The organism is Stappia sp. BW2 (genome assembly GCF_008107695.1).
Taxonomy (GTDB): Bacteria; Pseudomonadota; Alphaproteobacteria; order Rhizobiales; family Stappiaceae; genus Roseibium.
Map to the genome: position 1 here is coordinate 1 of NZ_VIRG01000066.1, position 20,450 is coordinate 20,450.

The following is a 20,450-nucleotide window of genomic DNA, read 5'->3' on the forward strand; positions in this document are numbered from 1 at the left end:
GCCGCAACGGGGGCACCGCCCCGCCCCCTCGGCGACGCGGTGCCCCCGTTGCGGCAGCCCGAGGCTGGTCAGGCATCCGGAACTCGACATGCTGTCCATTGCCCATATCGATTGCGATGCCTTTTACGCTTCGATTGAAAAGCGCGATAATCCGGAGCTGCAGGACCAACCGGTCATCGTGGGAGGCGGCCAGCGCGGCGTGGTGTCCACATGCTGCTACATTGCCCGCATCTACGGTGTGCGGTCCGCAATGCCCATGTTCAAGGCGCTCGAGGCTTGCCCCCAGGCGATTGTGATCAAGCCCGACATGGCGAAATACGCTAGCGTTGGCAAGGAGATCCGGGAACGCATGCGGGCGCTCACACCTTTGGTGGAGCCATTGTCGATTGATGAAGCCTTTCTAGACATGACGGGGACCGAACGCCTGCACAAGAAGTCTCCCGCCGAAACCCTCGCTGGCTTCATACGCGACCTGGAAACCGACATCGGCATATCGGCATCCGTCGGTCTTGCCCCCAACAAGTTTCTGGCAAAACTCGCTTCCGATCTGGAAAAGCCGCGCGGGTTTTCCGTAATTGGTGCCGCGGAAGCGGAAGAGGTTCTGGCGGCCATGCCAGTGGGCCGCATATGGGGTGTCGGCAAGGTGTTCCAGAAGAAGCTGGAGAAAGACGGCATCCGCACCATCGGTCAGCTTCAGGAAATGGAGGCGATGGATCTCGCCCGTCGGTATGGCTCCATCGGATTGCGTCTTGCCCGCTTGTCGCACGGCGACGACAGCCGGGAGGTCACGCCCGAGCGTGGCGCGAAAAGCGTTTCCGCGGAAACCACGTTCTTCACGGACATCTCAAACGTCGACACCCTGCGTCCAATCCTCAGAAACCTTGCGGAAAAGGTGTCGGCTCGGCTGAAGAAAGCCGAACTTTCTGGACGCGGCGTTACGCTGAAACTCAAAACAGCAGACTTCAAGACAATCACCCGGGCGCGGCATTTTCCCGACCCAACCCAATTGGCCGACAAGATCTACGCAGCGGGCGAAAGTCTTCTTCAGATCGAGGCTGACGGTCGTCGTTTTCGGCTTATCGGCATCGGTGTCAGCGATCTGGAAAACGCGGATCGGGCAGACCCCAGGGACCTGCTCGACCAGGCGGCCGAACGGCGGAAGAATGCGGAACTTGCCGTGGATCGCCTGCGGGACAAATTCGGCAATTCAGCGGTTGAACTTGGCCTCACGCATGCGGCGCGAGCGGCCAGGGAAGCCAAAAAAAATGGCGAGACCTGATCGGCTCGCCACTGTTTTTGTTCTGAACGGGATAGCCTGTCGCTGTTATTGCTGCGGGCACTCGGTTTCGTCGAAAAGTTCCAGAGACGCCATCTTGCCTTGAATGGTGAAATCACCATAGTCGAGCTTCAGGTGGCCGCTGACGCCGTTCTCATACAGCCAGAACGAAAGCTGATAGACCGGCAACAACTCTCCGGTCGCGTCCTCAGAAGTGGGGTCGAAATAGGCCACGGTAACCGGCCAGTAGCTTTTGCCTGACAGCGGAGCGTCCACATGGTCGGCGTCGGTCTTTGCGTCGTTGACCGCCTTGGCGCCGATCACCGTCGTCGTGGCGTAAACCTTTTCTCCGGTTTCAGCTCCGTCATAGATATCAGCAGCAACGAAATGGACCCCGGCTTCGGCTGCTTTGAGGATCGTCAGCAGATGTTCCGTCGGAAACAGCACTTCCCGGCCGATCTCCAGCGACTTTTCCTTGGGCTCTTTCAGTTCGACGGTACGCACCTTCTTCCCGTTGCGCGCAGTCCCGCGGGTTGCCTCCACCAGCTTCTGGTCGACAAAAGTCTTGGACAGGAACTGGTAGCTTTCGGCACTCGGCTCTTCGAACGAAGTGGTTTGCAGATCGGTGATCTGGGATCCGCCGTCAGTGTCCTGGAACTCGGTGACAAAACGGAAATTGACGCTGTAACCTTCGCAGGCACTTCCGGAGAAATCGTAGACCATGCGTCCGTTCAGGCCTGCAATCCCGGCTTGCTCCTCACTGTCCCCCAGGTTCATGTCGTAGACGGCACGATGAGGCACGAGTTTGAAACCGGCAGTGCCGCTCGGATTTGCGCTGGCCGTGCCAGGCACCGCATAAGCCGCGACGGCAAGAACGATCGCACCAACGGTCGAGGACACTGACTTCGAAACGCATTGCATCAAAAAAACCTCATTTTCTTCCGGGTGGAAACGCCACCTGGACCGGTTCCACACATTATGCGGCAAACTGCACATTCCGCCACCGCGAATATACGGCCCTGCCTCAAGCCCCGTTGGTCTGTTATTTCACAAATCGTCGCCCTAAAGTGGGGCTCACGGCATACGAAACCAAGCTCCTCCACAGTTTCCTTTTACTGGAACTGGCCCTTTTTGACCTTGTCACCTCAGACGAATTACGCCAAGACACGCAAACAGTTCTCAAACTTGGAGCCCCCCATGAGCAGCGCGATCGAAGCCCGGCTGAGCGAGCTTGGCATCACCCTTCCGGAAGCAGCGGCCCCGGCAGCCAATTACGTGCCTTTCGTAAAATCGGGCAATCAGCTGTTCGTTTCCGGCCAACTTCCGATGGCGGACGGCAAGCTTCAGGTTTCCGGCAAGCTGGGTGACGGTCTTGGGATCGACGAAGGCAAGGCCGCAGCAAAGCTTTGCGCCATCAATCTGCTTGCCCAGGCGAAAGCTGCGACCGGAAATCTCGACAAGGTTTCCCGGCTTGTGAAAATCGTGGGCTTCGTGAACTCGACAAGCGAATTTACCGACCAGCCACAGGTGATCAACGGCGCGTCCGACTTCATGGTCGAGGCTATGGGCGATAAAGGCCGCCATGCACGCTCTGCCGTCAGTGCCGCGTCCCTGCCTTTTGGTGCAGCTGTCGAGATCGAAGCAATTTTCGAAATCGAAGACTGACCGATAGCGGGGGGTGTTTGCCCCCCTGCCCCTCCCGATGCCATTCCGGCCGGTGAGGCATTTCTTATCAACCGAGCCCGCCGACATGACACCGGAACTCGAAGCCATCTTCGCCCGCCCGATTGCCCACCGCGGCTATCACGATGCCGATAACGGCGTCATCGAAAACACGCCGACCGCGATCCAGCGTGCGGTCGACAAGAATTTCGCGATTGAGGTGGATGTTCAGGAAACGGCAGACGGCGAAGCGCTGGTGTTCCATGACTACACCCTGGAACGGCTGGCAGAGGGAAGCGGCAAGGTTATCGATCTAACCGCGTCCGAGCTCACCAAAATCCACATGAAGACCGGGACGGACAAGCTCTGGCTTCTGAAGGACCTTTTTGACCTTGTGGACGGCCGCGTGCCGTTGGTGATCGAGATCAAATCCCTCATGCGGCGCGACGCACAAATGGACTTTGTGCGTCATGTCACCGATCAGGTGGCGGACTACAAAGGCCCTGCCTGCATCAAGTCGTTCGATCCGGACATGTTGTCGATTGCAAAGGCGCGCAATGCCTCGGTGCTGCGCGGCGTCGTCGCGGACGGTGCCGAGCCTGGTCGCGACTACGTACGCTACAGCCGCGTCGACCGTTTCATCCTGCGCCATATCCTGCACGCACCGCGCACGCGGCCGCACTTCGTTTCCTATGGCATCAAGGACCTGCCGAAGGCTGGCCCCAGCCTGCTGCGGTCGGTGTTCAAAGTCCCGCTGATGTCCTGGACCGTACGCACCACGGAACAACGGGAAAAAGCCAGGCGTTACGCCGATCAGATCGTTTTCGAGGGCTTTGACCCGGACAAGAGTGCGGCCCGTTCCGTTTAGAATTAGCCATCACATGGCCTCAGCCTCTTGCACTGCAAAATGCCAGCTCTACATCAAGAGGATGGTTTCAAACTTTGGTTTCTTCTGACGCATGACCTCCTCCCGGTCCACGGACAGCGACGCCCCGGCGAAAAATGACGGCGGACAGACAGCCACCTTGCGCATTCTGTCTTCCTTGAAGGATGTCTCTGCTTCCAACTGGGACCAGGTGGCCAACCCGGGCTGGCAGCTTTCCGGACGGGGGCTCTTGCAGAAGGACCCGAGAGACGAGGCATTGGCCGAGCTTTCCGGAGCACTCGGTGGCGGTTCCGAACCAGCCAGCGAGGAAGTCGATTTCAACCCCTTCCTGTCTCATGCCTTTCTGGAGGCCCTGGAGGCATCCGGATGCGCCACCGAAGCGACCGGCTGGCTGCCCAGGCATATGCTGCTGGAAGACGGCAGCGGGCAGATCCTCGGCGCCGTTCCGGCCTATCTCAAAAGCCATTCGCAGGGCGAGTATGTGTTCGACCACGGCTGGGCGGATGCATTTTATCGCGCGGGCGGTGAGTATTATCCCAAGCTGCAGATCAGCGTTCCCTTTACCCCGGCAACCGGACGCCGGTTTCTGACGAGTGCCGGCGTCAACCGCGAGGCGGGCCTCCAGGCTTTGGCAGCCGGTCTGGTGCAGGTGTGTCAGCGCTCGGGCGCGTCTTCGGTTCATGCAACATTTCTGACCAAGCCCGAGTGGGACACTCTGGGAGACCTTGGCTATCTGCAACGGACCGACCAGCAGTTTCACTGGGAAAACCACGACTATGACAGTTTCGACGGCTTTCTGGCAGATCTCGCGTCCCGCAAGCGCAAGGCCGTGAAGAAGGAGCGGCGCGAAGCCCTGAGCGCCGAGGGCATCGAGGTGGAGTGGGTCACCGGATCCGATCTGACGGAAGCTCACTGGGACGCGTTTTACACGTTCTACATGGATACAGGTTCACGGAAGTGGGGCCGTCCCTATCTGAATCGCAAGTTCTATTCACTGATCAACGAGAGGCTGGCGGACCGCACTCTGCTGGTGCTTGCCAAACGGCACGGCCAATATATTGCCGGCGCGCTCAACTTCATCGGCTCACAGACGTTGTTCGGGCGCCACTGGGGCTGCACCGAGCATCATCCCTTCCTCCATTTCGAGCTGTGCTACTATCAGGCAATCGACTTTGCCATCGCCAACAAACTGAAGCGTGTAGAGGCTGGTGCACAGGGAGCGCACAAACTGGCGCGCGGCTACCTGCCGACCACCACCTATTCAGCCCACTGGATCGCCCATGAAGGGCTGCATCAGGCTGTCGCCGACTATCTGGAACAAGAGCGCCTTGCCGTTGAGCGCGAGAACGAGGCTCTTGCCGAACACGCGCCGTTCCGCAAGACCGATCAAGAGATCTGATCTCTCGTCTCCGCTCAGAAACCTAGCTGCATTTCGTATTGCTGAAGCAGTTCTTCCGCGCCTGCCTGCCGCAGGAATGCATTGGCGCTCTGCGTCGCGGCGTCGACGTTGACAAAACGCAGTTCAGATTTCCCCGCAGCTTCCATTATCGCCTTTAGCAAGGCGGCGCCGATGCCCTTTCGGCGGTGGTCCTTGTGAACGGCAATCTGCGCAACCGCCCCATCTGCAAAACTTGCCCCCCAGCCCAGCAGATTATCGGCTCGGCAAACGGCCACGAGATGAATATCCGGACTGAGACCGCGGAGCGCGGCTAAACTGTTCTGGGGTGTTGGCAACGTGTCGAAAAATGCGCTTGTGTCATGTGGCAGCGCGTCGAGGCCAATCTTGGCGGCAGTCCAGTCTCGCCCCTTCGCCGCAAGCACACCGGTACCTCCGAGACGAAACACACCAAGCGTCCGCTCACGGTGAAAACCGAAGGCTTCATAGGCGGAAACCGCTCTTTCGTTGGTGGTGATGACCTCAAGCTGAAGGCCTTTCGAACCTTCCTTCCGCTGTTTTTCGATCACCGCCTCCAGGAGCTGCCGAGACAAGCCGTTTCGCCGATGTTCCGGGCTCGTCCCGACGGACAAGGTATAGGCTCTGTTGCCATATTCCGGGTGTGGCTGACCGGAAAACCAGAAGGCGGCAATCTCGTCCTGCGCAAGAGCCACGAAGGAGTGTTCTGCAGAAAAGCCGCGTTGGCGCTGGAACTCCCGAAAGTCCTCCACGCTCAAATGCATCGGCGTAACGTAATCCGAAAATGCCAGGTTCAAGGCATCGCAGAGCTGCGCAGCATCGAACGAGCGGCAATCGACAATCTGATAGGACATGGAAAATTTCCGGAGGAATTCAAAGACTTGCGAAAGCTAGCACTGAATCCCGCCCCGGAAAAGCCGGGCAAGTGAGAGCGCTGGCCAGCAAAGACCGCAACCGTCATTTCCCGGCAAGCAAGTCAGGTCAATCGAATGCCTCCGCGACATCGTACATCACGGGTTCAAAACTCTTGCACAACGAACTGATGCGCCGATTGCGCTCACGCATTTCCGGGGTTCGCAACATTGCCAGGAAATCCTCCCGCCGGCGCCACTGCGAATAATTGGCGATCCGGGTCTGCGCATCGTTCACATGCAGTCCTGACCCGATGAAGCCCGGCTGATGGCGAATGAAGCTCTCGTACGCATCCTTCAACTCGTCCAGAAGGTCGTAGCAGGTGCCTGGCGTCATCTCGAAGGTGGTAATGACGGTCTGGCAGTCTCGGTCGCTTGATATTTCGGGCATGGCTCTCCTCCTCCGCCGTTTGTTTCGAGGCTGGCACGTTTTTAAGTGACCGGCAATATGGGGAGGATTACGTGGACCAATAGAGAGCTTATTTGACGTCCCTGCCCGGCAGTTCCGGATGTTTTCAGGTCTACACTCAGGCAGGCTCGATCCCGTCGACGTTCATGTCTCCCACTGCCTGCAGGGCAAGCGACAACAGCTTTTCAAAATGAGTTGTGCGGGATGACCCGCATCGCCAGACGAGATACATCATCCGGCGCATCGGCAGGCCTTCGACCTTCTTCAACAGAAGATCAGGCTCCTTTCCAAACTCTGAGGCAATATAGGCGGCAGGAAAGAGTGCCAGCCCCATGCCGATCGAAGCCATTTGACGCAAAGCGTCGAGGCTGGTGCCTTCATAGTCCTGCCGGAAATCAGCTCCGGCAGCATGCGCCAGCGCCTGAACGTCGTTGTGGAGACGGAACCCCTGCCCCAGCGCGAGCAGCTTCTCACCGCGCAACATATCGACGGGAATCACATCAACACCGGCCAATGGGTGCGACTTCGGCACGGCAAGAGAAACGCTTTCCCGGCAAAGCTCCCGCGCTGTCCACTGGTCCGACGCGGCGAAATCCGGCGTCAATATGCAGTCAAGCGCCCCCGACATCAGGCCTTCTTCCAGAAGATTAGGCCTGTCTTCGCGGATATAGAGTTCTAGGAGTGGAAACTCACGCTTCAGAATCGGCAACAGGTAGGGCATGAAATACGGCCCGAATGTGGGCGAGACGCCAAGCCGGATCAAACCGCCCAGATTTGATTGCCCCGACTGAGCCAGCGTCACGATTTCGTCGAGATTTTCCAACGCGCGCCGCGCAAGCGGCAGCAGACGCTCGCCGGAGGCGGTCAGGTTGATGCCACCGCTGCCACGCTCCAGCAATGTACAGCCGAGCTGGTCTTCAAGCAGCTTGAACTGGGCTGAAAGTGTCGGTTGCGACACGTGACACCGTGCAGCCGCCTTGCCGAAGTGCAAGGTTTCTGCGAGCGCAACGAAATAGTCCAGTTGCCGTGACGATGGCCGAAAACGCATTGCACCTCCATGAGTGATAGACAATATCTATCAAAACAATCGAAACAATGTATTTCATCTATTCTCGTTCAGCCTCCATATCAAGGGTGTCACAGACACTGCCCACGAGAGAGGAGGAGAGCGATGTACCAAAGACTGAAATCGCTGCGCAGCCAGCACAACACCCTGGATGCCCTTATCCGCAGGGAGGAATTGCACCCCTATCCGGATACGCAGCACATACGGTCCCTGAAGAAATTCAAACTCCGTTTGCGCGACGAAATCTCGCGGATTGAAACCAGGCTCAGAGCTCCGCAGCTGGCCTACTGAACAAATTCACCACGCTAATCGGGAGGTTCTAATGAACCCGTTTCTGCCCATGTTTGCCCCCCTTGCTGCCTTGCACCGCGCGCCCTCCCGAGAATCACGTCTGAGGGATATTGACGCCCGAATGGCCTCGTTCTTGCGCGAAAAACAGACGTCGGACACCACCTGCCCCAAGGTGCTCGATAACGTCAAAACCGCAAGGAGCAAAGTCCAGCGCGAGATGGTCACGGCGCGTTAAAACGCCGGCCACGATAACGACGGGTTCCTGCCCACCGGATTCCCGCCATCCGGCGCGTTGAAAGCCGTCAAGCTGGACACCCCGCCCGCAACCCTCGCGGGCGGGTTTCTTTTTCGTTGCCTTGCTGGAAGCCGCGTTTTCTAATTCACCCCAAATCACGTGTATCGGCAACGACCCCGGGGAAATCCGCATGAATTCATCGCCTTATTTCGCGCTATCCGGCGGCCACCCGCCCCAGACCCAACTTCTGACAGACCGGGCCGTGTTTACAGATGCCTATGCCGTCATTCCGAAGGGAACGATGTGTGACATCGTCACAAGCTATCTTCCGTATTGGGAGAAGACCCGGCTCTGGGTATTGTCGCGACCTCTCTCCGGTTTTGCAGAAACATTCTCGCAGTACATCATGGAGGTCCAGCCAGGTGGCGGCAGCCGGAAGCCGGAGCCGGATGAAGCGGCAGAAGCCGTGCTTTTCGTTGTCGATGGCAGGCTGACACTGACCATAGAAGGCAAGGTGCATGTGCTGGAAGACGGCGGCTATGCCTATCTTCCAGCAGGCTGTGCCTGGACGGTCGAAAACGCCGGTGGCAACGCGGTGCGATTTCACTGGATACGCAAGGCCTATGAAGCGGTCGAAGGGCTGTCCAAGCCGGACGCCTTTGTCACCAACGACAAACTGGTCAAACCGACCGATATGCCCGGGACTGACGGAAAATGGGCCACCACCCTCTTCGTCGATCCGCAAGACATGCGCCACGACATGCATGTGACCATCGTGACTTTTGAACCGGGAGCCGTGATCCCGTTCGCCGAAACCCATGTCATGGAACACGGGCTCTATGTGCTGGAGGGCAAGGCCGTCTATCGGCTCAATCAGGACTGGGTGGAGGTTGAGGCAGGCGACTACATGTGGCTGCGCGCCTTCTGCCCGCAAGCCTGTTACGCCGGAGGGCCAGGCAAGTTCCGTTACCTGCTCTACAAGGACGTTAACCGGCACATGAAGCTCAGACGCGACTAGGCGGCCGACTCAGAAAATGAGTCTGGAACCTTCGGCAAGGCATTGAGATTTCTGAACTAAACAAGATCACAAATCTTGACGACCTAGCTCCCTCCTCGTCCCGGACAAACGAGACGCAGTCCGGTATCCGGGAAGTGAAAACTCCGCTCTCTCTGCAGCCTCAGCTCAACATCCTGACGACTTGCAGCGTGCCCGAGGTCATCTGATGCGCGATGGTTCATAGTCAAAAGGCGGCCCAGAGGCCGCCTTTTCATGTTGATGACCTTGTTGGGTCCTATGTGGCCGGAACAGCATCGCCCGGGATTGACGGCTCGGACTCTGGCTTGCCTTTCTTCGGAGGGCGCACCCGGAAGAACAGAGAATAGAGAACCGGTGCGGCGATCAGTGTGAGCACTGTGGCAAACGCCAGACCGCCCATGATCGTCACCGCCATGCCGCGGAAGAAGGCGTCCGACAGAAGCGGTGCCATGCCGAGGATGGTGGTGATTGCCGCCAGCATCACCGGACGCATACGCGAGACGCTGGCTTCGACGATGGCTTCGTATTTTTCCCTGCCCTCGCCAATCAGAAGATCGATCTCCTCCAACAGGACGATAGCGTTTTTGATCAGCATGCCGGACAGCGACAGGATGCCCAGCAGGGACATGAAGCCAAAGGCCGTATCAGTGGTCAGAAGGGCGATGGCAACACCATTGATCGACATGGGCACCATGAGCCAGATGATCAGCGGCTGACGCACGGAACCGAACAGAAGGATGGAGATGATCAGCATGACCAGGAAACCAAGCGGCAGCTGCGCGCCCAGGGATGCCTGTGCATCGTTGGTGCTTTCATATTCTCCGCCCCACTCCAGCGCGTATCCAGGCGGAAGTTCTATCGCCTCGATTTGCGGTCGGACCCTTGCAAGGGCTGCGGATGCGGTTTCGCCCCCGGTGGTTTCAGCCTTCACCGTAAGCGTGCGAACACGGTCGCGGCGATGGATGAGCGTGTCCTGAGGCTCCATGACGAATTCCCGCACGACCTGCTCAATCGGCACATAGCGGCCTTCGGTGCTGCTCAGGACCAGAGCGTCCGATACGCTTTCGTTCACGGAGATACCGTTCTGATCAGCCTTGCGGGCGACGATCGGAACGCTTTCGTCGATATCGCGGAAGGAACCGACGCGGACGCCTTCGGTCGCAAACTGCAGGGCAACAGACAATTCCTCCCGGGTCACACCCGAAATCCGGGCACGGTCCTCATCGAAGATCGGTCGCACGACGAGTTCCCGCTGCCGCCAGTCCGTGTTGACGTCGGCAAGCTTGTTCTCCGCCTTGTCGAAAATCGCCTTCGCCTCGTTGCCAAGCCGCTTGAGCACGTTCGCATCCGGGCCCGAAAAGCGTGCCTCGATCTTGGCGCCGCCACCGGGACCGAATACCAGGCGCTTGGTAATGATCTGCGCTGAGGGAAAACGCTCTGCGAAGCGCTCTTTCAGATCCAGCGCCAGCATATCGATCTCGTCGCGCCCATGGGTTCTGATGATCATGTGGCCATAGGCCGGGTTCGCGTCTTCCGGTGCATAGGTCAGCATGAAACGCGTTGCACCACCACCGGCAAAGCTGGTGACTTTCTCCACACGCTCATCGGCAAGGACGATCTTCTCCATTTCCTTCAGGTCTGCTTCGGTCGACCGGATGTCAGTGCCCTGGGGAGCCCAGTAATGGAGATAGAAGATCGGGGTGTTGCTGTCCGGGAAGAACGCCTGCTTCACATTGCCGAAGGCCATGACGCACATAACCGTGATCCCGACCAGAGCGACGACCGTCAGCAACCGCACGCGCAAGGTGCCGACCAGGATCGCCCGATAGGCTCTGTAGAGAATGCCTTTGTAGGGATCGTGATCGTCCAGATTGCCGGAGGCCGTTCTGAAGAAATACTTGCCGAAAAGCGGCGTGACCGTGATCGCAAACACCCAGGACAGAAGCAATGAAATGCCGATAACGGCAAAGAGTGAAAACAGGAACTCACCGGTCGCGTCGGGTGACAGACCAATGCCGGAAAACGCCATGATGCCGATGATGGTTGCTCCCAGCAGCGGCCACATGGTTTGAGCGACGACACGGCTGGCGGCCTCGATTGCCTTTTGTCCGCGCTGCATGTTGATCATCATGCCTTCTGCGACCACGATGGCGTTGTCCACCAGCATACCCATGGCGATGATCAGCGCTCCAAGCGAAATGCGTTCCATCTCGATGGCGAAGATCCGCATGAACAGGACCGTTGCCATCACCGTGAGAAGCAGCACCGTGCCCACCACGATGGCCGCACGCCACCCCATGAACAGCGCAAGCACCGCGATCACGATGACAACGGAGGCGGCCAGGTTCGTGATGAAGCCATTCACGGATTCATCGACCACAATATTCTGTTCGTAAATGGGATGGATCTGCATGCCGACGGGCAGTTGCGCTTCGACCTGGGATAGTTTTTCGATCACGCGTTCGCCGACTTCGACGATGTTGGTACCATCGACCTGGGACACCCCGATCGTGACGGCCGCGTGGCCATTGTGCCTGATCAGCCTGTTCGGCCGTTCCGGTTCACCCAGTTCCAGTGTTGCGATATCGGACAGGCGGATCATTGCGGTCGATCCCGCACGGCCGATGACAAGATCCTGAATGCCTCGGAAATCATCGAAGGCGGAGGCTGTCATCAGGCGAATGCGTTTGTCGCCTGAAACGCCCGACCCGTTGGTCTGGATGCGGTTTTCGGCGTCCAGAACACTGATCACATCGTTGAAAGTGATGCCGAGCCCGGCCATCTTGTCCTGATTGACGTTCAGGTAGATGACGTCCTGGGGTTCCCCGGCGACTTCGACCTTGCCGACCCCCGGTACGGTCAGAATTTCGCGGCGAATGCGCTTGACCGTCTCGCGAATGTCCCGGTTGGTATAGCCGTCGGCAGTGAAGGCGTAGAACAGGCCGTAAACGTCACCGAAGTCGTCATAAACCAGAGGCGTCCCCGCCCCTGCCGGCAGGTCCCGGACCTCGTCGTTGACCTTTCGCCGCAACTCGTCCCAGACCTGCGGCAATTCTTCGCCGTCGTAGGTCGGCTTGATCTCCACGCTGATGCGCGACAAGCCCGGCTCCGACACGGACTTGATCAGATCCAGTTGCGGCATCTGCTGGATGGCTGTTTCAAGGTTTTCGGTAATTTCGTTTTCGACTTCAGCCGCGGTCGCGCCCGGATAGCTGGTGATCACCTGGGCCTGCTTGATGGTGAATGCAGGATCTTCCAGCCGCCCCACGGTGGATAGGCCCCAAAGCCCCCCCAGAAGCGACATGATCACGATCATCCACGTGTTGACCGGCTTTTGAATTGAGTAGCGTGCAATATCCAAGGTATCTGATCCTCTAGCCTGTCCGGAACCGGATCAGTTCAAACGCCGCACGACCTGGCCGTCGCTGAGATAAGCAACGCCGGCGGAGATGATTTCGTCGCCTTTTTCCAGCCCGGAACTGACAGGAATGAAATCCCCCATGACCGTGCCGATTTCGACCGGGTGCTTGGACACGGCCCCAGAGCCGGAATCGTATTTCCAGACGTAGGAATTTCCCTCGCTATCGAGGGCAATGGCACTCGACGGCACCAGGAATTGTTCTCCCAGTTGCAGCCCTTCAGGCAGAAACTTCACGGTCACCGATGCCGTCATGCCGGGCGAGAGCTGCTCTGCCCCCTCGCGCGGCATTGCCAGGGTAACGCGATAGGTCTGCGCTACCTCATCGACCTGGCTGGAATGTTCGCGATACGTCAGCGGAAATTGCTTATCCCCGTAGGCGGGAAATCGGGCCTCAATGGACGTCACTTCGGATGCTGAAACCCGTCCGAACAGGGCCTCGGCAACGTTGATGTCCACCTGAACTTCCGAAACGTCATGAAGCTGTACAACCGGCGTTCCGACACTGACCGTGGTGAAATTGTCGACCAGACGCACGGAGACGATCCCGTCGAAAGGCGCTTTCAACGTGGTGTACTCAAGGTTCTGTGTGGCTTCCTTTTGTGTTTCCAGCGCAAGGTCGTACTTGTTCTTCTGCTCGTCATAGGCAGACTGTGAGATGACCGACCGTTCGCGCAGGGTTTCCAGCCGATCGAGCTCCCTTTTTGCCTGTTCGGCATTGATGGTCGCTTCTCGTAATGCCCTGTCGTAGTCCGTCGTATCCAGTTTGGCGATCAGGTCGCCTTCCTTCACGCGCTGGCTTTCCAGCACGGGCAGTTCGACAAGTTTACCCGGCACCTGGAAAGACAGGGCGACGGTTTTCACCGCCTCCACCCGGCCGGCGAACCGCCGTTCCAAAAGCCCGATCTGGTCTGTCACCGTGAAGACTTTCGCGGGTCTGGGCGCAGCATTGAGTTTTGCCTCCGCCTCGGAAACCGGATCAAAAGCATCGTCCTGACAGGATGCAAGCATCCCGGCAGCCAAAAGAAGGGCGACCCAACGGCGAATTGGGGCTTTGTGAAGTGCCAGCATTTGGTCTTCCGTTCTAGTCTTTGAGTTGGGTCAGACGCATGCGGAGGTCCTGAAACACCAGCGCGCGCTCATCGTCAGAAAAAATCGTGACGCAATGCGCCTCAGAGAAATGAAGGCCTTCCAGGCAGGCCCAGATAGACCAGGCTTTGCCTCGGTCGGGAAGTTCGGCCTCGATGGCCTCCTTGAGACGTAATTTCACACCCCGGAAGGGTTCACTCAGGTCGGGACGGTCCGCTTTCGTGGCCAGCATGGCTTGCGCCAGGTCACGCCGCTCGCCCAACCAACCTTCGGAGACCTCGATCATTGCGCTCAAGGTCGGGCACTCGGAAGAAAGGTTGCGCTCCCTCTCGGCAGCCACTTCAGCTTCGAACTGGCTTGCCAGAAACTCCACCATGCCGGTGATCAGCGCATCCTTGGTGGGGAAATTATAGAGAACCCCGCCTTTGGAAAAACCGCTTTCCTCGGCAACGGCATCCATGGTCAGGCATTGCGCGCCCGAGCGCCGGACGACCTCGATTGCAGCTTTCAGTATTTCCGATTTCGATTCATGCGAAGTGCGTGTCGAACGCGCTGCCATTGTATACCGTCCAGTCAGTACAGTTTCGCTCTCTTTATACCGTCCAGCCGGTACAGACAAGAACATCTGACATGGAAAAATCAACCTGCATTTTCATCACGCCCGTTAATTGTGCGAGATGGCGCAAGACAGAGCTTTGGCGGCACAAGAAGTGTGCAATTCCGCCAGTTAACTGACTGGATTTAGTGAGGGTAACTCTTGCGGGAGGCTAGGCGAAGCGCACCAGAAAGGGGTCAGGCTGCTGCGTTCTTCCGCATTGCAGCTTCGTTGGCCGCCTTCTCAGCCGCGGCCGCTTCGGCTGCAAGCCGCGAACGTTCGTTGGCTTCTTCTTCGGTGCGTTCCGCAAAGGCGATAAACTCGTCAGCCGGCATGGGCGCAGCAAAGAAATAGCCCTGAGCGGCGGTCACACCCAGTTCGAGCAACCGGTCGATCTGCTCTTCCATCTCGACACCTTCGGCAATGATGCCCATGCCCAGGTTGTCGGCCAGTTCGACCATGGAATCGACAATCGTCGTGGAGTTGTCGTCCGATCCGATGGTATCGATGAACATCTTGTCGATCTTGATGATGTCGACGCCCAGCTTTTGCAGATAGGCCATGCCGCCATGGCCCGTGCCGACATCATCCAGAGCAACACGCACACCCAGTGCCTGCAGTTCCGCGATGATCTTGCGCGCCAGTTCCATGTCCTCCAACGGTTGGCGCTCGGTCACTTCCACAACGATCTGCTGGAAGGAAATCCGCGTTTTTTCAAAGATCGAACGAATATCGGAAATGACTTCCCGATCCAGGAAGTGCCCCGCGAATAGGTTGATCGACAGCTTCAGGTCCGGATTGTCCCCGTAAAGCTCGCCGATTTCCTCGGCAGAGACGCGCATGATGTGACGGGTCATGTCGAAGATATGGCCGTTGTTTTCGGCATAGGCCATGAACTGCCCCGGTGACACGATCATGCCGTTCGGACGGCGCCAGCGCATCAGGATTTCACACCCGCGCAACCGCCCGCTCTCGATATCCATCACGGGCTGATAATAGGGAATGAACTCGCCATTGCGGATCGCGGCGATGAATTCGTCGTCGGCTTCCCTCTCGGGCCGCCAGGACAACCAAACACCGATGGCAACGAACAGGAGCGCAATCCCCGCGCAGGCGGCGGCAGCAACGACCTTCAGGTCCTGCACGACCTTGTCGGCGGCAGACAGCGGTGCGGTGACCGTCGCCACGAGAGGATAAAGCTGCGATGAAACTTCGACAGACAGAATTTCGGAAGGATCCGTTGCCTCTGAATTATAGCCACCGACAGTGTACCAGAGCAGGTTGTTGCCAAGGCGTAATTCGGTCCGGCGGTAAGAGCGCAGATATTCCGGGCCGGGATCGATGGCAATCACGGCAGGTGTCACTTCCGCGAAAAGGCGTGTCTGGTCCTTGAGATCCCAGCTGATCACTGCCGCACGGGCTCCCAGATAGCTCCGGTCCAGCATGCCGATGCCGACAAGCGGGCCGTCCTCACGCATCGGCGGCAGCACAATCTTGCCGGCCAGATCCGCGTCCGGAATGATGCACATGCGCTGACCGGCGGCATCGGCGAGCCCGATGGCGTCGATCATCCCATGTTCGACAATCTGCTTCTCGTAGATGACCCGGTCTTCGGCATTGCAGGTTTGCACATCGTCCCGGTCCAGCCTCTGAAGCACGGAAACGGTAGTGGAAATTGCCTCTTCGGCGCGGTGGATGGCCACATTTCCCATGGCCTCCATCTCAACCACGGCACGGCGTTCCGCATACTGGTTGAGAATGATGTTGATCGCAAACAGCGGAGCAGTCGCCAGCGCAAGGGCGATCAGCACCGTTTTAACGAAACCAACATAGCGGAAAGACAAGTCGACAACCTGTTCATGATAAACTCTTTCTGAACATGGCTGATCTGGGTAAACAAGGACTGAAGATTCAGTCATTTCATTCAGATCAAAGCCACCTGCCTCTTTGCCATGTTAGCTGCAAAACAGACGAGAAAAGCCGGACTTCGGGAGGGTTACATGCAGGCATTGTTTATTGGGCAAGCCTATATCGACGTTACTTTTTTGACGGACCAGTTGCCGACGGGCGACGAAAAGACGATCGCCCGGGATTACGCAATCAGTTTTGGCGGAAATGCGGTCACGGCGGCGTTTTGCTGCGCCAAACTGGGAGGCAAACCGGAGTTGTTGTGCTCGCAGGCGGACGACTGGCTGGCACGCATGTTCCTGGACATGGCAGCGACCTACGGCGTTTCCATTCACGGGCGCAAGGTGCGGGAAAGCTCCCTCTCCTTCATCATGCCAAAGGGCGGCAAGCGCGCCATTGTGCGCTGCCGCGACAACGAGTTCCTGCATCCTTTCCCTCCCCTCACCCTCACCGGCATGAAGGCCCTGCACCTCGATGGGCATATGCCGGACGCGGCGCTGCACTATGCGACCACTTGCAAGAACCTTGGCATCCTGACGTCACTCGACGGCGGCGCCGTGCGCGAAAACACCGATGAACTGCTCAATCAGATCGATATTGCGGTCGTTTCCGAGCGTTTCTGCCAGCAGTTGGGCATGTCAACCGGTGAAACGCTTTCGTATCTGCGCACCAAGAACTGTCCTGTCGGCGCTGTAACGCTCGGCAGCGAAGGCATGGTCTGGTACGAAGCCGGTGGTCCGGACAAGGTGATGCCCTCGCTCAACGTGCCCTTGTCGAAGGTGGTCGATTCCAACGGTGCCGGCGATGTCTTCCATGGCGCTTACATTGCCTCCTACTTGCGCTGGCCGGAGAGAAGCTGGGATCAGCATTTCCGCTTTGCCCGCGGAGCCTCGACCCATGCCATCCAGCACCTGGGCAACGAGGCCAGCCTGCCGACCCTGGAAGACATCGAGCGCGCCAACATCACCTTCGCCGAAAAAGCCGTCGCCTGACAAAGGCAATTTTTGCCGAAGAACGGGCTGGCAAAGCCGGTGTATATGCGACCCTCGCATTTCAACCGGGTAAAATGTGACGCAGGACATATTTTGACCGAATAAGCCCGGCTATTGCTTGCTCCGGCTTTCGCCTTGCTACACCGTGGAACTTCCCTCAGAGTGAAGTCCGCCTCTATTTCGTGGAGATTTTCAATGATGTTTTCCCGTTCGCCCCGGATCGCAGCCGGTCTGACGGCCGCCGTCAGTCTGCTCGCCCTTCAAGCCACTCCGGCGCTTGCCTTCGATCCGTCCGGGAACGAGATCGCCGATGCTTTTCTGAGCCTGCTGGATGCCGAGAAAGGCACTGTCGAGAGCTATGGTTCGGTTGACGAAGCAGCCGATGCCGTAACGCTCAGCGACATCGTCATCAGCAAGGAAGACGAAGAAAACGCCAGCGTTACCATCGCGTCGACCGTTTTGACGGGCGGAGAAATTCAGTCCGACGGACGGCTCAAGCTCTCAAGCCTCGATATGAGCAATCTTGAGCTCACGGCTGAGGACGGCGGCATGTCGCTGGCGGACCTCAAGGTCACGGACCTTCTCCTGCCGACGCCGGAAGAAGCTTCTGCCGACACGCCACCGGTCGGCCCCGGCTACAAGACATTTGAAGCCAACAGCATTCAGATCCGCGATGAAGACAACCAGATTGCCGACATCGTCAAAATCTCCTCCTCGATCGACGCCATGGACGGCGACCTTCCGACCGCAGCCCAGTTTGCTGTGACCGGCGCCACCATCGACGTCAAGGAACTGGAAACAAAGGAAACGAAGTCCCTTACGGACCTCGGTTATGAAACTCTGACGCTCGACATTTCCGGATCTGGCAAATGGGACCCGGAAACGGCCACACTCGTGGTTCCCGAACTGAAGATCGACGCCAAGGATGCGGCCAGCCTGTCCGTCTCTCTCTCCATGGGCGGCGTTACCCGCGAAGTGATTACCCAGCTCAACGAAAAGTCGGAGAAGCCTGAAGAAGCGATGGCGCTCCTGCAGAATGTTACCATCGAAAACGCCAAGATCCGGCTGGACGATGACACGTTGACAGGTCGGGTACTGGATCTGGAATCGGAAAAGGCCGGTGTCGATACGCCGACCTATGTTGCCGGCCTTACCGGTACGCTGCCGATGATGCTTGGCATGCTGCAGAACAAGGAGCTGGAAGGCCAGGTGACCAAGGCCGTGACCCAGTTCCTGAACACGCCCGGCTCGCTGGAATTGACAGCCGCTCCGGGTGCACCTGTTCCGCTGTCCCAGATCATGGGCACGGCGATGTTTGCACCTCAGATGATCCCGCAGATCCTGTCAGTCGGCATTACCGCCAACCAGTAAATCTGCTTCAGACAGTAAAAAGCCCGGGCAGTGTCCCGGGCTTTTTTGTTTTCGTGCAAAAGCGCTCCCTTACTCGGCAGCCTCGGTGCGGTTCTGGAACTGCAGCTCGCACAGGCGCCGATAAATGCCGTCATGCTCGAACAATTCATCATGCGTGCCGCTCTCCAGGACACGCCCCCTGTCCATGACGAGGATCCGGTGTGCGTGACGAACCGTGCTGAGACGGTGAGCGATCACCAGCGTGGTGCGCCCTTCCATCAGTTTTTCGAGTGCGGCCTGGATCTTGGCTTCGGACTCAGCATCAAGAGCGGAAGTTGCCTCATCCAGCAGGAGGATCGGCGCATCCAGCAGCATCGATCGCGCAATGGCAATGCGCTGACGCTGACCGCCCGACAAGCGGCCGCCGCCATCGCCGGCCAGGGTGTTGTAGCCATCCGGCATTTCCAGGATGAAGTCATGGGCGTTCGCCGCCTGTGCCGCTGCCTCGATCTCTTCCTGTGAAGCACCCGGTCTGCCGATTGCGATATTATCGCGGATACTGATGTTGAAGAGGTAGGAGTCCTGGCTGACGTAGGCAATGTTCCGTCTCAGAGAGCTCATCGTAACCGACCTGATCGACTGTCCGTCGACAGTGATCGTTCCTTCCTGCGGATCGTAGAAGCGCTCGATCAGGGCAAAGACGGTGGACTTGCCGGCCCCGGACGCACCGACCAGCGCCGTTGTCTTGCCGCCTTCAGCCGTCAGGTTCAATCCGTTGAGCGCGGCCCCTTCCCCGTAGGAGAACTTGACGTCCCTGAATTCGACCTGCCCGTTGTCGACCTTGAGATCCGATGCATCTTCAACCTGCTCCAGATCCGGTTGCTCGTCGATCAGCTCGTACATCAGGCGGACACCGACCAGCGACTTGCTGAGATTGACATTCAGCCGGGCCAGACGGCGCGCGGGATCATAAGCAAGCAGCAACGCCGTGATGAATGCGAAGAAGGCACCCGGGTCCTTGCCCAGCTCCACCACCGAATATCCGCCGTAGAAAATGACCAGCGAAATTGCAAAGCCACCGAGAGATTCCATCAAAGGCGAGGTCCGGGCCGTCAGGGAGGCGATCTTGTTGGACTGGCGCTCCACTTCGGCAACGGATGTAGCCATTCTCTGCTGCATCGTCGGCTCCATCCTGAAAGCCTTGACGATGCGGATACCCAGAACGGTTTCCTGCAGGGTTGAGCCGATCTTGGCGTTTGAGACCACCTGCCGCTTGGCATAGGTCTTGACCCGCTTCACCAGGAAACTCACGCCGACAACGATTGGTGGCATGATGACCAGGGCCAGCAGGCTCATCAAAGGATCCTGGACAATCATCACCCCGACAAGACCGATCAGGGTCAGAACATCCCTGCCGAGGCTGAGCACGATCATGTCGATGACCGAACGCGCGCTGCCGGCGCCCGTGTTCACGCGGATGCCGAGTTCCGGCAGGGACATCCGGTCGAAATAAGCCTGGTCCTGTTTGGTCAGTCGATGGAACAGGCGGTTCTGCAGATCCGCAACAATCGCGTTGCCGACCCTGGAAAGAACAACCATCTGACCGTAGGTCGAAGCGCCCTTCAGGGTGAATATGCAGATGACCGCTCCGGCTATGACATAGATCATCATCTTGTCGCGGTTGATGAAGACCTCGTTGATGACATCCTTCATGATCCAGGCACTTGCCGCAGTCGTTGCCGCAACCATGCCCATGAAGACAAAGGCCACCAAGTAGCGCGGGATATAGGCCCGGAGATTTTCGCTCAACAGGCGCTTGATGACTTGAACCGTGCCATCCGGGTCTTGCCAGATCTCCCATTTTGCAGGGTTGAGCACTGTAAGCCGCCTTTCCAATAACTTGCAAAGCATA

18 protein-coding genes are annotated in these 20,450 nt (G+C 58.2%); 8 read left to right on the plus strand and 10 right to left on the minus strand.

What is annotated here, in order from left to right; all coding sequences use genetic code 11:
* The coding region (locus FMN63_RS11530) for a DNA polymerase IV (RefSeq protein ID WP_148584128.1) at positions 1-1,279 on the plus strand (1,279 nt) is incomplete at its 5' end.
* A 45-nt stretch (positions 1,280-1,324) separates the two neighbouring features.
* On the opposite strand, the gene FMN63_RS11535 is transcribed toward FMN63_RS11530, so the two are convergent.
* The gene (locus FMN63_RS11535) at positions 1,325-2,197 is read right to left on the minus strand and encodes a cell envelope integrity EipB family protein (protein WP_209001084.1); all 873 of its coding nucleotides are present in this window, start codon (positions 2,195-2,197) and stop codon (positions 1,325-1,327) included.
* Positions 2,198-2,473: 276 nt separating this feature from the next.
* Here FMN63_RS11535 and FMN63_RS11540 point away from each other — a divergent pair, with 276 nt between their 5' ends.
* The 3 genes from FMN63_RS11540 (at position 2,474) to FMN63_RS11550 (ending at position 5,223) form a co-directional block, all read left to right on the plus strand.
* Complete coding sequence (locus FMN63_RS11540; protein WP_148584129.1) at positions 2,474-2,941, plus strand: RidA family protein; 468 nt, start codon at positions 2,474-2,476, stop codon at positions 2,939-2,941.
* An 85-nt stretch (positions 2,942-3,026) separates the two neighbouring features.
* Positions 3,027-3,806, plus strand: a complete 780-nt coding sequence (locus tag FMN63_RS11545; RefSeq protein ID WP_148584130.1) for a glycerophosphodiester phosphodiesterase family protein — start codon at positions 3,027-3,029, stop codon at positions 3,804-3,806.
* A gap of 91 nt (positions 3,807-3,897) precedes the next feature.
* Positions 3,898-5,223 (plus strand): GNAT family N-acetyltransferase, encoded by a 1,326-nt coding sequence (locus FMN63_RS11550; protein ID WP_205513992.1) that lies wholly within the window; start codon positions 3,898-3,900, stop codon positions 5,221-5,223.
* A 14-nt stretch (positions 5,224-5,237) separates the two neighbouring features.
* On the opposite strand, the gene FMN63_RS11555 is transcribed toward FMN63_RS11550, so the two are convergent.
* From FMN63_RS11555 to FMN63_RS11565, 3 genes are all read right to left on the minus strand, one after another.
* Positions 5,238-6,092, minus strand: a complete 855-nt coding sequence (locus FMN63_RS11555; protein ID WP_148584131.1) for a GNAT family N-acetyltransferase — start codon at positions 6,090-6,092, stop codon at positions 5,238-5,240.
* 127 nt (positions 6,093-6,219) lie between these two features.
* Positions 6,220-6,540 carry an antibiotic biosynthesis monooxygenase family protein gene (locus FMN63_RS11560; protein WP_148584132.1) on the minus strand — a complete coding sequence of 107 codons (321 nt, stop codon included), beginning with the start codon at positions 6,538-6,540 and terminating at the stop codon, positions 6,220-6,222.
* Positions 6,541-6,676: 136 nt separating this feature from the next.
* On the minus strand, positions 6,677-7,606 hold the full coding sequence (locus FMN63_RS11565) for a LysR substrate-binding domain-containing protein (protein WP_148584133.1): 930 nt from the start codon (positions 7,604-7,606) through the stop codon (positions 6,677-6,679).
* A 123-nt stretch (positions 7,607-7,729) separates the two neighbouring features.
* On the opposite strand from FMN63_RS11565, the gene FMN63_RS11570 reads away from it, so the two are divergent.
* The gene (locus FMN63_RS11570) at positions 7,730-7,915 is read left to right on the plus strand and encodes a YdcH family protein (protein ID WP_148584134.1); all 186 of its coding nucleotides are present in this window, start codon (positions 7,730-7,732) and stop codon (positions 7,913-7,915) included.
* 94 nt (positions 7,916-8,009) lie between these two features.
* Here FMN63_RS11570 and FMN63_RS29495 read toward each other — a convergent pair whose 3' ends face one another.
* Entirely contained in the window at positions 8,010-8,342 is a 333-nt protein-coding gene (locus FMN63_RS29495) for a hypothetical protein (protein ID WP_162530031.1), read from the minus strand.
* On the opposite strand from FMN63_RS29495, the gene FMN63_RS11580 reads away from it, so the two are divergent.
* Positions 8,341-9,168 (plus strand): bifunctional allantoicase/(S)-ureidoglycine aminohydrolase, encoded by an 828-nt coding sequence (locus FMN63_RS11580; protein WP_148584136.1) that lies wholly within the window; start codon positions 8,341-8,343, stop codon positions 9,166-9,168. The genes FMN63_RS29495 and FMN63_RS11580 overlap by 2 nt on opposite strands.
* Before the next feature lie 274 nt (positions 9,169-9,442).
* Here FMN63_RS11580 and FMN63_RS11585 read toward each other — a convergent pair whose 3' ends face one another.
* The 4 genes from FMN63_RS11585 to FMN63_RS11600 form a co-directional block, all read right to left on the minus strand.
* The gene (locus FMN63_RS11585) at positions 9,443-12,547 is read right to left on the minus strand and encodes an efflux RND transporter permease subunit (RefSeq protein WP_148584137.1); all 3,105 of its coding nucleotides are present in this window, start codon (positions 12,545-12,547) and stop codon (positions 9,443-9,445) included.
* 33 nt (positions 12,548-12,580) lie between these two features.
* Positions 12,581-13,675: an efflux RND transporter periplasmic adaptor subunit gene (locus FMN63_RS11590; protein WP_148584138.1), complete on the minus strand. Its 1,095-nt coding sequence runs from the start codon at positions 13,673-13,675 to the stop codon at positions 12,581-12,583.
* A 13-nt stretch (positions 13,676-13,688) separates the two neighbouring features.
* Positions 13,689-14,252, minus strand: coding sequence for a TetR/AcrR family transcriptional regulator (locus tag FMN63_RS11595; RefSeq protein ID WP_148584139.1), 564 nt, complete (start codon positions 14,250-14,252; stop codon positions 13,689-13,691).
* 233 nt (positions 14,253-14,485) lie between these two features.
* Positions 14,486-16,132, minus strand: a complete 1,647-nt coding sequence (locus tag FMN63_RS11600) for an EAL domain-containing protein (protein ID WP_148584140.1) — start codon at positions 16,130-16,132, stop codon at positions 14,486-14,488.
* A 156-nt stretch (positions 16,133-16,288) separates the two neighbouring features.
* Between FMN63_RS11600 and FMN63_RS11605 the strand changes: the two genes are divergently transcribed.
* Entirely contained in the window at positions 16,289-17,188 is a 900-nt protein-coding gene (locus FMN63_RS11605; RefSeq protein ID WP_148584141.1) for a sugar kinase, read from the plus strand.
* 195 nt (positions 17,189-17,383) lie between these two features.
* The gene (locus tag FMN63_RS11610; RefSeq protein ID WP_209001085.1) at positions 17,384-18,559 is read left to right on the plus strand and encodes an aq_1923 C-terminal domain; all 1,176 of its coding nucleotides are present in this window, start codon (positions 17,384-17,386) and stop codon (positions 18,557-18,559) included.
* A 69-nt stretch (positions 18,560-18,628) separates the two neighbouring features.
* On the opposite strand, the gene FMN63_RS11615 is transcribed toward FMN63_RS11610, so the two are convergent.
* The gene (locus FMN63_RS11615; protein ID WP_286192614.1) at positions 18,629-20,416 is read right to left on the minus strand and encodes an ABC transporter ATP-binding protein; all 1,788 of its coding nucleotides are present in this window, start codon (positions 20,414-20,416) and stop codon (positions 18,629-18,631) included.
* Positions 20,417-20,450: the final 34 nt, after the last annotated feature.

What these genes read in the sequence shown, in the direction of transcription:
- FMN63_RS11535 (WP_209001084.1), bottom strand. Translation starts at nt 2,197, where the DNA reads ATGCAATGCGTTTCGAAGTCAGTGTCCTCGACCGTTGGTGCGATCGTT.
- FMN63_RS11540 (WP_148584129.1), top strand. Translation starts at nt 2,474, where the DNA reads ATGAGCAGCGCGATCGAAGCCCGGCTGAGCGAGCTTGGCATCACCCTT.
- FMN63_RS11545 (WP_148584130.1), top strand. Translation starts at nt 3,027, where the DNA reads ATGACACCGGAACTCGAAGCCATCTTCGCCCGCCCGATTGCCCACCGC.
- FMN63_RS11550 (WP_205513992.1), top strand. Translation starts at nt 3,898, where the DNA reads ATGACCTCCTCCCGGTCCACGGACAGCGACGCCCCGGCGAAAAATGAC.
- FMN63_RS11555 (WP_148584131.1), bottom strand. Translation starts at nt 6,092, where the DNA reads ATGTCCTATCAGATTGTCGATTGCCGCTCGTTCGATGCTGCGCAGCTC.
- FMN63_RS11560 (WP_148584132.1), bottom strand. Translation starts at nt 6,540, where the DNA reads ATGCCCGAAATATCAAGCGACCGAGACTGCCAGACCGTCATTACCACC.
- FMN63_RS11565 (WP_148584133.1), bottom strand. Translation starts at nt 7,606, where the DNA reads ATGCGTTTTCGGCCATCGTCACGGCAACTGGACTATTTCGTTGCGCTC.
- FMN63_RS11570 (WP_148584134.1), top strand. Translation starts at nt 7,730, where the DNA reads ATGTACCAAAGACTGAAATCGCTGCGCAGCCAGCACAACACCCTGGAT.
- FMN63_RS11580 (WP_148584136.1), top strand. Translation starts at nt 8,341, where the DNA reads ATGAATTCATCGCCTTATTTCGCGCTATCCGGCGGCCACCCGCCCCAG.
- FMN63_RS29495 (WP_162530031.1), bottom strand. Translation starts at nt 8,342, where the DNA reads ATGCGGATTTCCCCGGGGTCGTTGCCGATACACGTGATTTGGGGTGAA.
- FMN63_RS11590 (WP_148584138.1), bottom strand. Translation starts at nt 13,675, where the DNA reads ATGCTGGCACTTCACAAAGCCCCAATTCGCCGTTGGGTCGCCCTTCTT.
- FMN63_RS11595 (WP_148584139.1), bottom strand. Translation starts at nt 14,252, where the DNA reads ATGGCAGCGCGTTCGACACGCACTTCGCATGAATCGAAATCGGAAATA.
- FMN63_RS11605 (WP_148584141.1), top strand. Translation starts at nt 16,289, where the DNA reads ATGCAGGCATTGTTTATTGGGCAAGCCTATATCGACGTTACTTTTTTG.
- FMN63_RS11610 (WP_209001085.1), top strand. Translation starts at nt 17,384, where the DNA reads ATGATGTTTTCCCGTTCGCCCCGGATCGCAGCCGGTCTGACGGCCGCC.